Here is a 13,179-nt window from a genome sequence, read left to right on the forward strand (position 1 = left end):
GCGAAAACACTACGAGTCTGCGAGAACACTATGAAAAGAAACACCACGCCTGTTTATTACGGTGATTACCTGCAACTAGATAAATTATTAGGTGCCCAGTCTCTCCAAAGTACAAAATATGGTGAGCCCGCGCATGATGAAATGCTGTTTATTATCGTGCACCAGGTTTATGAGTTGTGGTTTAAGCAGGTGTTGCATGAACTCAACGCGGTAATCGATACCTTCAACAGTGATGAGGTTAAAGACCAGCAGCTTATCAGTGTGGTGCACCGTCTTAACCGCATCATTCAGATCCAGCAGCTAATGAACGATCAAATCAGTGTGATGGAGACCATGACGCCGCAACAGTTTTTGTCATTCAGAGATTTGCTGGTACCTGCTTCAGGCTTTCAGAGCATTCAGTTTAAACGACTTGAAATCTCATTGGGTCTGAAGCGCGAATACCGCATCGATTTTGATAAGCAAAGTTTTTATAACCGTCTCAGCGATGAAGACAGAAGCTTACTGGAATCACTGGAAAGCAAGCCCAGCTTATTTGAGTTAATTGAGCGCTGGCTAGAGCGCCTGCCTTTATTAAAGATGAAGAACTTTGATTTCTGGCAGCACTATCAGAATGCGACTGACGAGTTGCTGTCGAACGACAAAGACACAATCGAAACGAATGACACCTTGTCAGAGAAAGAAAAGCAACAGGAATTAAAAGACTGGCAATCTACCCGCGAAAATTTTGATGCACTTTTCAATGAGAGCAGATATGCGGCACTTCAGTCTGAGGGGAAATTTCGGCTTAATCAACGTGCGATGTTATCGGCGCTTTTCATTAAACAATATTCTGAGGAGCCTATTTTCAACCTGCCGTTTCAGGTCATTACGGCCCTGACAGAAATTGACGAAAAGCTGACAATCTGGCGTTATCGCCATGCCATGATGGTGCAACGCATGCTGGGTACGAAAATAGGGACCGGTGGTTCATCGGGACATCAGTATTTAAAGAAAACGACGGAATCTAATCGTATCTTCCTGGATTTCTTTAACATGGCGACGTTCTTATTGCCGAAAGATATGCTGCCACCATTGCCAGATGAAATATCCCGGTACCTTGGTTTTTATCTAAGCGCTGACAGAACCTGAGTGAAATGGGTTTTCCCTGAACGGCCTTCGTCACTAACGCAGGCCGTATGTTGCTGCACCGACACCTGGCGCCTGCCTGAGTGAATATGGAATGACACCGGGTGCAGTAGCAGCGCAAAAGTGTAGCTCCAGAACTGCGTAAATGGGGGACTTTCTTTCTGTAAACACATCGCTGCGAACTCACAGGAAAGGGAAACTGAAAATCGCACAAGTCATAATTCCTGCGCGGCATTTCATCATTCTTTTTACACCAAAAAGAAACTCAAGATCTTGGACGAAACACTCTCTCCTGGTCGGGCCACATGCGTTGAATTTCAGTGAGTAGCAGATAACGTGAGGATAAAAATGATTAAACACGTACCGCGAGTCTGCAAGTTTGTGTTGCAGTAGTATGAAAATTAACCGTATTTTAATTTGAAAAGTAAATTGAGCGTTAATAAAGATGGTGGTGTAAGTTAATTTTTACAGCGAAGTGATAAATGACTGAAAAAAAATTGAACTTTTAAAACCCGCTCGTCGGATCCCAGTTGACCCCCGTTGCTGGATGTGGTTATTATCATTCCTGAGGCTTAGACCTTATAAATAATAAGTCGTTCCAAGCGATTTTAAAAACACACACTAAGAGTTTTAGTGGTCCAGGGAGACAATACATGTTTACAAACTCGAAACTGGCAAAGTCAGTTAAGCTGGCTTGTGCTTTTGGTGCTGCATCTGCAGCCATGATTGCACCTTCTGCTTTTGCACAGGCAACTGCTGAAGTTGATGCTAATGCAGATCAACCAATCGAGAAAATCTCGGTAACAGGCTCACGCATCAAGCGTACTGACCTTGAAGGTGCGTCACCTGTTGTTTCAATCACTGCAGCAGATATCAAACTGGAAGGTGACTTCACAGTTGCGGACGCTCTGCGTTCAAGCTCACTGAACTCTTTCGGTTCTTTCTCTGAGCGTTCAGGTTCTTCTGCACAATCTCAAGCAACTATCAACCTGCGTGGTGCTGGTTCACGTCGTACACTGGTTCTTCTGAACGGTCGTCGTTTCCCAGGTTCACCTACTCTGGGTGGTGCTTCTGCTAACCTTAACGCCATTCCAATGGCTGCTGTTGAGCGTATCGACATCATGACTGAAGGTGCTTCTTCAATCTATGGTTCTGACGCAATGGCTGGTGTTGTAAACATCATCCTTAAAGACAACTTTGAAGGTCTGACGTTCAACATCGGCGCTGGTCAGCGTGATCAGGACGAAGGCACAACTTCACAAGAATTCTCTGTTGTTGGCGGTCTGTCTAACGACAAAGGTAACATCACATTCTCATTCGACCACCAGAAGCGTAAAGGTATTTCTGACGCTGACCGTTCTTACACTCAAGCGAAACTGGGTGACCTGGACGGCGACGGTGACATCGAAGCTTACACTGCGGACGCCCCGGGTTGGTCTATCTACGGTGCAACAGTTGCGGCTCCTGACTTCTCTGAAGCGCAGGCATCTCCTCTGTGTAACGACCTGATTTCTGAGTACGGTAACGATGTATTCGCAGTTGTTGACGCGAACGAAGACTGGAGCCCAGGCTCTACTTACTGTATGTATGCATTCGCTAACGTGTCTTACAACACAGCGTCTATCGACCGTAACACTCTGTACGTAAATGCTAACTATGAAATCGCTGACGAAGTTGAGTGGTTTGGTCAGGCAATGTTCGTACAAAACTCTTCATTCGGTCGTTATGCTCCGCCAGCGGCTCCTTGGAGAAACATGTCTGCTGACAACCCTCACAACCCGTTCGGTGAAGAAACTACTGGTTACTTCCGTTGGGTTGGTATCGGTACTCGTGACGGTAACGTAGACGACTACAACCAAGATTACACTACTGGTCTGCGTGGTACGCTTGACTGGCAGAACGCTTCTTGGGAAGTTTACTACCACTACAACATGGCTGATAACAAGTCTGTTGGTGAATACTACCTGTCTTACGGCGGTCTTGCTTACAACCAGGCAAACGGCATCGATCTTGGCTCTCCTGAAGGTGAAGCCAACATGAAAGCAACTACCCTGCAAAACTCTGGTTCTACTTTCAACCAGTACTTCGCGGGTCTTGGCTTCGACATGTTTGAACTGCCTGGTGGTCTTGCTGGTCACTACGTAGGTGCTGAGTACTTCGAGCAAACTTACGAAGATATCTACGACGGTCAGTCAGAAACTGGTCTGGTTGGTGGTTCTGCAGGTAACTCATCTTCTGGTGAGCGTGACGTAACTGCATTCTTCTTCGAATCAGTACTGCCTGTAACTGACACTGTAGAAGTTAACGTTAAAGCTCGTTACGATGACTACTCTGACTTCGGTGACAAAGTTTCTCCAGCGGCGTCTGTTCGTTGGGAAGCAATGGACAACCTGGTTGTACGTGCATCTTACTCTGAGTCTTTCCGTGCCCCAGGTCTTGACCTGTTGAACGCAGCGACTACGTTCTCTGCTGAAGGCGCAATCGACTACGTAAACGGTGCAACTACTGTTGCTCAGTACGATACTTACTACTCAGCTAACCCTGACCTTGGTGCAGAAACTTCTGACTACACCAACTTGGGTATTGCATACGACCTGAACGATAACTTCAGCGTTAAACTTGACTACTTCATGCTGTCTATCGACAACGTAATCCAGTCAAGAACTCTGCAAAGCCTGATCAACGACGAACTGGCAGGTAACTTCCAGTCTGTTGGTCCAGATGCTGACGTAACTGGCCAGACTTTCTACCTGAAGCGTGCTGACAGTGGTCGTCTGATTGAAGCAGGTACTTCATACTTCAACGGTATCGGTTTCGAAGTTGAAGGTTTCGACTTAACTTTCAATGCTAACCTTGAAACTGAGTTCGGTGATTTCCGCTTCCAGAACGTAAACAGCTTCGTAATGAGCTACGACACAGAAGTTGCTGGTGTAGTTCAGGACATCGCAGGTTGGGCTGGTTCTCCAGACTTCAAATCAGTGGCAACACTGGCTTGGTCTCTTGAAGATCACTCAATCTCTTGGAACATGACGTACACAGACAGCACTTCTGAATTCGAAAGCGATTCAGACGGTGACAACGTATACGACACATTCGAAGGCGAGCTGGACAGCTGGTTAATCCACAACGTAACTTATACTTACGACATGGGTAACTACGGTGCGGTAACCTTCACAGTTAACAACCTGACTGATGAAGATCCAGTACTGTCTTCTGCGGGCACTTGGGATGACCAAGACCTGTACAACAACTTCGGTCGTGACTATCGCGTAGCTTACCAAGTAAGCTTCTAATAGCATGAACGAGTTGTCGTAAGACAAGTCATAAAGAAAAGGCCGATTTTAATCGGCCTTTTTTATTACTAAAAACAGAGAGTAGTGATGAGTAATTACTGGACGGACTATTGGCTGCAAGGTCACCTGACTTCATTTGGTGACGACATTAAGTCCAACTATACGGGGACGCTCTTCTCAAAATGGCAAGACTTCTTTGAATCGTTTAAAGACGAGGCTCTGGTGGTTGTTGACATTGGTACGGGCAATGGCGCGTTAATAGATATTGCTGTAAACGAGGTAGAGTGCCAGGAACCCACATTTATTGGTGTTGATTACGCGAATCTTAAAATTGGCGCGAACTTAACGCAATCCAATGTGTCGTTTTTACCGAACACGCCGGCTGAAAAACTGCCGTTTGATGATAACAGTGTTGATGTCGTGGTTTCGCAATTTGGCATTGAATACAGCGATCTTACGAAATCGATTCCAGAAGTTGAACGGGTATTAAAAGAGCATGGTCGTGTGCAGTGGGTGATGCACGATCGCAATAGCAGTATTGTAAAGCCAAATAGTCAGATATTTGATGCCATTATCGCGTTACAGGAAGATAACGGGCCGCTAAATATATTAAGACAGCTAATTAATGCACTTGCCAAATTTGGACCGCAGTCTGTGCAGGCAGAGAACTGTCGAAATGCATTAAATAGCTCAATTCAACAGGTCGCTTCTTCTAATCAACAAGGGCTATACGGAACAAATTTCCCCTCTTTTCTGAAAGCGGTAATGAACCCTTCGGTTAAGTTCAAAGACAAAAAGCAAATGCTTAAGCTCTTTGAAAAGGAGATGAAAGGGCAGTTTGAACGTCTTCAGGATTTGCTTGAAGCCTCATTGAATAGTGCAGATAAAACCAAGCTGATTGAGGCACTCGAGCAAGCTGGTTTTGACAACATTAATGGGGAAGCAATCAATCAGGACGGGTCGTTGGCCGGCTACCTTCTTACCGCCAGCAAATCTGCTATCTAAGTTTGATTACATTGGCTCAGCCGTATCTATGCTTTTTACGCTGAAGGTTGAAAAATAACCAAAAATGCAAGTCTTGCCAATTGTCACATGGCCTACCTTACCACCATGTGACATGGCCTGCGATAGTAGCGTTGTCATATTTGCCACAGCAATATTAGAACATAACTATTGGCGTAAAAGCGTTTTACGCTGTTGCTCGATGGACTCTGGAGTAATACTAAAGCCATCAAAAAGTACGCGGTATCTATCGCCACTCCCTATACTTTTGGTATTGATCGGCTGCCTGACCTGACTGGCACTCGGAGTCATTACAGGGGTGTCCATTTCGTAAAAACGCAGACAGGCAGGATCGAAATCAAGTCGGCACCAGTTGAGTAGTTTACGGATTACGACCTCGGTATCCTCAACCAGTGCTTCATAGTCGAGAATGTTTACCACCTCAGGTAACGTTTTCTGCCAGTAGCTCATTACACGATAAAATGAATCCGTATAAACAAGCAGATCCTCCGGGTGGTATGCATAATCATTTCCTTTGCTAAATAACTGACGATATACGCTCGCCAGGTTGTCCATGACCGGGCGCGACAAACAGACTATTTGCGCTTCAGGAAAGAGAGTATGGATTAATCCGATATGAATAAAATTATTTGGATTCTTGTCAATGAAGCAACAGGTACCAGTTAGCGGATATTGTCCGGCTTGTTGCAGGTAAAACTGACGGCACTTGTCTCTTTCTCCATCAGGTAAAGCCCCCAGATTTGCCGGATAATATCCTTTGTTCGACAGATAAATGGCAATGCGCTCTATGTAAGGCAGTTCATCAGTGGTGGCAACATCGCTGTGCGCTGCCAGAATTTGTTCGGTCAGTGTCGTGCCGGAACGTGGCATTCCTACTATAAATATCGGGCGCTGTGTAAGCGACTCAGCTGAATGAGTTGGAACGGGAACTTGCACATCATTTGCCAGGCGAGTGAAGCCGTTACGGCTGAAGTTTCTGTGCTTCGAGAACTGTACATTCGCCTCTTTAAGCAAGGGAATCGCCTTTTCTGAGCCTTGCTGTTCTGCAACCCGTTGTCTGGCAAAAGACAGTAATGCCATTTGATAATCGTTATCCAGAGATGCAGTGCCAAGAGCTTCAATGTCGTTGTCAGAAAACCGGTAATCCTTAAGATCGGCAAGTGACCAGAATGCAGTACCGGCGAACTGAGGGGCAAGTTTGAGGTAATCATGGTATGCCTTATCAGCATGATTTGTTTCTGATAATGCTTTATAAGCATGGCCAAGTTGTAATGCGACGGTAGCATTATCGGGCATAGAGGATTCACAAATGCGCAGCTGATGGATTGCTTCTGTAATGGCACCAGTTTGGATAAGCGTCTGTGCATACTGCAGACGACTGTCGTTATCATCCGGAAACATGGAAACTACGCGGTATAAGACGTCGCGTAAGGGGAAGTACAATTCATATTTTTCCAATCGCGAGCGTAATGTAGAAATCAATGCCGGTGAAATGGAGTCTTGTTTGCTAAGAGACGTAAGCAGCAACGTGCCAGTGGGGATGTCACCTTTTATAAATGCCAGCTCGGCATCCGCCATCAGTACCTCTGGTGCCTCGGGATAGTATCGGCGGACTTTGTTTAGCGCCAACGTGGCTGAGGTAACGTTTTTCTGACTTATTGCGCGATTGGCCTTTTCTATCAATCTTTGACTTCGGTCATCCATTTTGCACGCTACTCTTTTTGTTGTTTTGCGTAAGATGGTATCTTTTGTTCTTATTAAATAACAGTGCGAAAAAAATTGAGGGAGTGGCAGGGAATCATGAGCAACCCACAGCAGATTCAGCAGTATTTTAATCAGGCGGTGCAGCTCATGCAGCGAAATGATTTTCAGGCAGCATTGAAAATACTTATAGCCCTTGAAAATACCGGCTTGCAGGATTTCCGGTTGTATCGATTGACGGGCATCGCCTACGAGCGATTGCAACGTAATAAACTCGCTTGTGATTACTTCGTTCGCTCGTTGTCAGCGAATCCCTCGCAACATGATTTGTTTTCATCACTGGCACGATTAAAAGCGGCGTTCCACGATTATTCTGAAGCCAAACGCTGGCATCAGAAGGCTGTTGCTGCCGTTAAAGATGCTGAGACATACCGCAAGTACGCTGCATTTTTGCTTTCTGAGCAAGTGAAAGAGCCAGCAGAAGCATTAATCTGGCTGAATAAGATCCCCCCCTCTGACGTGAACGAACAAATTCTGTTACTGAAAGCACGCGCATACGGGCAGCAAAAAGAGCACGGCAAGCAGGGAGCGCTGCTGGATGAAGCCAGCCAGAAATTTGGTGACTCAATAGCCTTGTTGCAGGCGAAAGCCTGGTTTTACAAAGAGATGGGTAATATTGAAACAGCACTGGATTATTTTAAGGCTGCATCTCAACATCCACACTCTACAGATAAAGACTGGGAAAGCCTTGCATTGTTTTATCTGGGGAACCAACAGGTTGAGCAAGCAGTCACCAGTGCGCGTGAAGGCTTGAGAATACACAGTCAGTCCAGAGCACTTCTCAAACTGCTATCCACATTACGTTACGAGCTGGGAGATGAAGACTATCTCAGCGACTACCGCCGCTCACCGCTCGAGAAGCAACCGCTGCCCACTGCGCTGGACTATGCAGATCAAAGTATTAAGGCAGGAGCACATGAGCAAGCTGCAGAAGCGTTGCAAATGTTAGTTAAAAAACACGGTAACCATCCATCAATACATCAGCGTATTGCATTGCTGGCCTATGAGAAGCAGGATTATGGTCAGGCTATAGAAACCTTTAGCGCACTGAGTATGCATACGCCTGAAAATGATAACCTCAAAGAATGGGTGGTAAAATCACTGCTGGCAGAGGGTCAATATGACAAGGCACAACCGTATATCGCCCAATTACTCGACGCGAAGCCCTATGATCAGCTTTACTGGGGCTTACAGGCTACCCAATGGCGCCTCACTCATGATGAGCGATACCATTGGCTTTGTAACTACGACACGTTAGTAAAGCCCGTCACACTCATTACGCCACAAGGGTATAGCTCTACCGCTGACTTTCTGTCTGATCTGAAATCGACCTTGGTGGAACTACATGCGACTGAGCAGCAACCTCTCGAGCAAACGTTACGTCGGGGAACACAAACCACCGGTGATTTGCTTAAAAACAAAGACCCACTGCTTCAACTACTACGTGAAGCCCTACATCAAACCGCTAGCGAGGCGCTAGCGTCGTTACCCAAAGACTCCGCTCACCCCACGTTATCTCACGCTGGTCGCAAATTTGATTTTACTGCGAGTTGGTCAGTCCGGCTGAAAGACGAAGGGTTTCATATCTCTCATGTTCACCCTAAGGGATGGTATAGCAGCGCCTTCTACGTTGATCTACCAGAGTCCATGACAGCTGCAGAATCCGGGAAGGCCGGGTGGCTGCATTTGGGCAAGCCGGGTATCGCTCTTAATCAAACTATCGATGCAGACCGTTGGATAAAGCCGTCGCCAGGCACGCTGGCACTCTTTCCGTCGTTCGTATGGCACGGAACACAACCGTTCAGTGCCAGTCAGCACAGGTTGACAGTCGCATTTGATTTACATCCTGAACAGCGGCCTTAAATAATTGCTTTTTCCTGATTTGTTGCTATCACTTTAAGCAGCGTTGACGCCATCACTCGATTCATCCATGATGGTGCTATCGGTTGGTTAGGCAATTGTGTAATTTTTTTACAAAATGTGCTGAATTAATCGTCGTTTTCAGACAACTTTCAATTGTGCCTACTCATGGAATGACCTCTGAACATCGAACTTTGCGGGACGTAATTGGTCAGATGGTGAGCAAAAGCGCCACCATGACCGGGTGTTAAGAGGGTGTTACTTGACTACTCCGAGTATTCCATGTGACTATTAGGAGTTCGTAGTATTGGCGTAGTCGCGGCAATTACTACCTTCCTGAAACAAAAATTGTGAAAGTTTATACGCCCCTTGCCGGAAAGTTTTTTCCTTCGTGGCGAGGATTCAAATAAGAAATTTGGTTGGGAACTATGTCCAAAATGAGCAAGAGAACTCTTATTGCTTCTACTGTGATGGGTGCATTCGCACTGACAGGTAGCGCAGTCTCTGCAGATACGCTTGACGATCTTCACAAAGAGCAAGCTAAGATCCACGCAGCTGCAGCGAAATCTCAAGAAAAAATCAACACGTTGTTCGAGCAATCTCAAGAGCTGTTGGTTGAATACCGTCAAACAGTCGATGAGACTGAGAACCTGAAAATTTACAACGATTACATTGCTAGCCTGGTAGCTGACCAGCAGCGCAGCATCGACTCTCTGCAACGTCAAATCGACAGCATTGAGCAAACTAAGCAAGGTATCGTTCCACTGATGTTCCGCATGATTGACAGCCTTGAAAGCTTCATCAAGCTGGATCGTCCTATTCACCTTGACGAGCGTCTTGAGCGTGTAGAACGTCTGCGTGACCTGATGGCTAACTCTAACGTGACTGTTTCTGAGCAGTTCCGTCAGGTTATCGAAGCCTATCTGGTTGAAGTTGAGTACGGCACGAAGATCAATTCTTATCAGGGTACTATCGACGACAACGGTACAGAAGTTACTGTTGACTTCTTTAACCTTGGCCGTACTGCGCTGATGGCTCTGTCGCTTGACCAGAGTGCAGCTTGGGTATGGAACAATGAGACCCGCGCATGGGAGCAACTTGGTGATGAGTATCTTTCATCAGTTGTTGAGGCAGTTAAAATGGCGAATAACGTCGTACCTGCCGACCTAATCAAACTACCAATTAGTGCAGCGGAGTAAGTGTTAATGAAAACTGTATTCAAATCTCTTGTAGCCGCTGCAACGATGGCGGTTGTCGCAACCGGCGCTCAGGCTCAGGAAGCAAAGAGTCTGCAGGAGCTGCTAGACCAGGTTCAGAAGAACCGTGTTTCTGAAGCGCGCATTAACCAACAGCGTGAAGCTGAATTCCAATCAGCACGTGCTGACAAGCAGGCTCTGCTACGTCAGGCGCAAGCTGACTTGCAAGCTGAGCAAGATCGTGGCGATCGTCTGCAACAGCAATTCTCTGATAACGAAGTGACACTAAACGAAAAAGCGGCAGAGCTTGACCAGGCAACTGGTACTCTGGGTGAAATGTTTGGTGTTGTACGTCAGGCAGCTTCTGAAGCTTACGGACGTGTTTCTACTTCAATTGTAAGTGCACAATATCCGGGTCGTGATGACTTCCTGGCAGAAATGTCAGAAGAGTCTAAAGGTCTTCCTAACATCCAGGAACTTGAAGACCTGTGGTTCGCACTGCAAAAAGAAATGACTGAAGGTGGACAGGTTGTTCGCTTCAGCACACAAGTTGTAAACCTTGATGGTGGTACTTCTGAGCAAGAGATTGTTCGTGTAGGTACATTCAACCTGGTTGGTCAAGACGGTTACCTGACTTATGACGTTGAAAACGAAGTGGTTCAGCCGCTTGGTCGTCAACCAGATGGTCACCTGGTAGCATCAGCAGAAGATCTGCTGGACGCTAACTCTGGTATGGTTCCTTTCTACGCTGACCCTTCTCAGGGCGCAATCCTGGGTCTGCTTAAGCAAAAAGCAACCTGGTCTGAGCGTTATCATGCGGGTGGCTACGTAGGTTACACCATCACTGTTATGCTGGTTATTGGTCTTTTGATTGGTATTTACAAACTGATCACTCTGACTATCACTGGCGGCAAAATCCGTTCACAGCTGAAAAACCCAGGTAACCCTTCTGAAGGCAACCCTCTGGGCCGCATCCTGAAAGTCTATCAGGAGAACAAAAATGCGGACGCTGAGAACCTTGAGCTGAAACTGGACGAAGCGATTCTGCGTGAACTGCCTTCTATCGAAAGCGGCATCAACGTAATCAAAATCTTCGCTGCGATTGCACCTCTGCTGGGTCTGTTAGGTACAGTACTGGGTATGATTGCAACGTTCCAGACAATTACTCTGTTTGGTACGGGCGACCCTCGTATGATGGCAGGTAGTATCTCGATGGCACTTGTGACAACTGCACAAGGTATCATTGCCGCGTTACCTCTGATTCTGACTCACAGCATCGTAGCGTCTCGCAGCAAGTCAATCGTACACATTCTTGATGAGCAAACTGCGGGTATCGTAGCGGCTCATACAGAGGCGGAGAAAGCGTAATATGGTATACCTGATTGGATTACTTGAATCGGTCAGGGACTTTATCGCTACCGGCGGTGACGTGTTGTATTTCGTTGCTGCCGCGCTCTTTCTCATGTGGGTGTTAATGATTGAGCGCTACTGGTATTTAACATCGGTGTTCCCGAAGGTGAAGAAAGACATCATCCAAAGATGGGACAGCCGAAGTGATACCACATCATGGTATGCGCATAGAATCCGTGACGCGTGGATTTCTCAGGCGTCAGACGATCTGAACGCTAGAATGCTGATTATCCGTACATTGATTGCAATGTGCCCGTTAATCGGACTACTGGGAACAGTAACCGGTATGATCAGTGTTTTTGAGACGATGGCAACGCAGGGAACCAGTAATGCTCGTTTGATGGCATCTGGTATCTCTATGGCAACAATCCCGACAATGGCGGGAATGGTTGCGGCGCTTTCCGGACTGTTTATCAGTTCTCGTCTTGAAGCTAAGGTGAAGCTGGCAAGAGAAGGCTTAGTTGATAGCCTGCCACATCATTAGAGAGAGAGATTATGGCTCGAAAAGTCAGAACCGAGGAAGAAGACGCGCAGATTGACATGACGCCAATGCTGGACATCGTGTTCATCATGCTAATCTTCTTTATCGTTACCACCGTTTTCGTAAAGGAAGCAGGTATCGAAGTTAATAAGCCAGACGCGAGCCAGGCGGTACTTCATAAGAATGCCAATATCTTCATCGCAGTAACAGAAGATGGCACCGTTTGGTTAGACAAACGTGAAGTATCACCGGACAGCGTTAGAGCGAATATAGAGCGACTGTTAACGGAACAGCCTACTGACTATGTCATTATTCAGGCTGACGTTAAGGCCAAGCATGGTCTGGTGGTGGAAATCATGGACCAGGTTAAAGCTGCAGGCGTTGATCGCGTTTCGGTAGCAGCAAGGGGATAAAATGGCACGATTTATCGTATCTATATTATTAGGTGCAGGTGTTGCATTTGCCTTGTTTGTCTTAATGGCGAAGTTGATTGAAAACTCGTCCAGACCAGCAGATGAAGTACCCGAAGCGCCCGTTATTGATATTGTTATGCAGGAGCCGGATGACGAAACGCAAACGCGTACTCGTGTACCACCTCCGCCTCCACCGCCACCACAACAGCCGCCTAAAGTGCAGCCTGTTGAACCTGAAGCGGCAGAACCGGATGCAGATGGCTTTAGCCTGAACATTCCTTCTATCGACACAGGTGGTGTAGGTGTAAACATAGGTGCTGTTGGCGCGATGCAACGTGATGGTGAAGCTACACCAATCGTTCGTATCGATCCTAAGTATCCACCGGAAGCTGCACGTGACGGTAAAGAAGGTTGGGTAAGACTGTCCTTTACCATAAACGAAGTTGGCGGTGTTGAAGATATCGAGGTTATCGATTCTGAACCACGTCGTATTTTCGACCGCGAGGCACGTCGTGCTCTGCGTAAGTGGAAATACAAGCCTAAAATCGTTGAAGGTAAAGCGGTTAAACAGCCTGATATGTTCGTACAGTTAGACTTTAAACTGGAGCAATGAT

10 protein-coding genes are annotated in these 13,179 nt (G+C 46.6%); 9 read left to right on the plus strand and 1 reads right to left on the minus strand.

The genetic code is table 11. The annotated features are described in order from the left end of the window. Nucleotides 1-30: 30 nt before the first annotated feature. The 3 genes from ACLBLI_RS05955 (at nucleotide 31) to ACLBLI_RS05965 (ending at nucleotide 5,426) form a co-directional block, all read left to right on the plus strand. The gene (locus ACLBLI_RS05955; RefSeq protein WP_414830209.1) at nucleotides 31-1,131 is read left to right on the plus strand and encodes a tryptophan 2,3-dioxygenase family protein; all 1,101 of its coding nucleotides are present in this window, start codon (nucleotides 31-33) and stop codon (nucleotides 1,129-1,131) included. Nucleotides 1,132-1,781: 650 nt separating this feature from the next. Beyond that, nucleotides 1,782-4,421, plus strand: a complete 2,640-nt coding sequence (locus tag ACLBLI_RS05960; RefSeq protein ID WP_414830210.1) for a TonB-dependent receptor domain-containing protein — start codon at nucleotides 1,782-1,784, stop codon at nucleotides 4,419-4,421. An 87-nt stretch (nucleotides 4,422-4,508) separates the two neighbouring features. Further along, the gene (locus ACLBLI_RS05965; RefSeq protein ID WP_414830211.1) at nucleotides 4,509-5,426 is read left to right on the plus strand and encodes a class I SAM-dependent methyltransferase; all 918 of its coding nucleotides are present in this window, start codon (nucleotides 4,509-4,511) and stop codon (nucleotides 5,424-5,426) included. 165 nt (nucleotides 5,427-5,591) lie between these two features. On the opposite strand, the gene ACLBLI_RS05970 is transcribed toward ACLBLI_RS05965, so the two are convergent. Next, nucleotides 5,592-7,148, minus strand: a complete 1,557-nt coding sequence (locus tag ACLBLI_RS05970) for a sulfotransferase (RefSeq protein WP_414830212.1) — start codon at nucleotides 7,146-7,148, stop codon at nucleotides 5,592-5,594. Nucleotides 7,149-7,244: 96 nt separating this feature from the next. On the opposite strand from ACLBLI_RS05970, the gene ACLBLI_RS05975 reads away from it, so the two are divergent. The 6 genes from ACLBLI_RS05975 (at nucleotide 7,245) to ACLBLI_RS06000 (ending at nucleotide 13,178) form a co-directional block, all read left to right on the plus strand. Beyond that, complete coding sequence (locus ACLBLI_RS05975; protein WP_414830213.1) at nucleotides 7,245-9,068, plus strand: putative 2OG-Fe(II) oxygenase; 1,824 nt, start codon at nucleotides 7,245-7,247, stop codon at nucleotides 9,066-9,068. Nucleotides 9,069-9,502: 434 nt separating this feature from the next. After that, entirely contained in the window at nucleotides 9,503-10,264 is a 762-nt protein-coding gene (locus tag ACLBLI_RS05980; RefSeq protein WP_218310744.1) for a DUF3450 domain-containing protein, read from the plus strand. 6 nt (nucleotides 10,265-10,270) lie between these two features. Then, on the plus strand, nucleotides 10,271-11,629 hold the full coding sequence (locus ACLBLI_RS05985; protein WP_414830214.1) for a MotA/TolQ/ExbB proton channel family protein: 1,359 nt from the start codon (nucleotides 10,271-10,273) through the stop codon (nucleotides 11,627-11,629). 1 nt (nucleotide 11,630) lies between these two features. After that, entirely contained in the window at nucleotides 11,631-12,155 is a 525-nt protein-coding gene (locus tag ACLBLI_RS05990; RefSeq protein WP_414830215.1) for a MotA/TolQ/ExbB proton channel family protein, read from the plus strand. An 11-nt stretch (nucleotides 12,156-12,166) separates the two neighbouring features. Continuing rightward, on the plus strand, nucleotides 12,167-12,565 hold the full coding sequence (locus ACLBLI_RS05995; protein WP_218310741.1) for an ExbD/TolR family protein: 399 nt from the start codon (nucleotides 12,167-12,169) through the stop codon (nucleotides 12,563-12,565). Nucleotide 12,566: 1 nt separating this feature from the next. Continuing rightward, nucleotides 12,567-13,178 (plus strand): energy transducer TonB, encoded by a 612-nt coding sequence (locus ACLBLI_RS06000; protein WP_218310740.1) that lies wholly within the window; start codon nucleotides 12,567-12,569, stop codon nucleotides 13,176-13,178. The last annotated feature ends 1 nt before the right edge of the window (nucleotide 13,179 follow it).

The sequence above is a fragment of the Alteromonas sp. H39 genome, assembly GCF_047556435.1.
Taxonomy (GTDB): Bacteria; Pseudomonadota; Gammaproteobacteria; order Enterobacterales; family Alteromonadaceae; genus Alteromonas.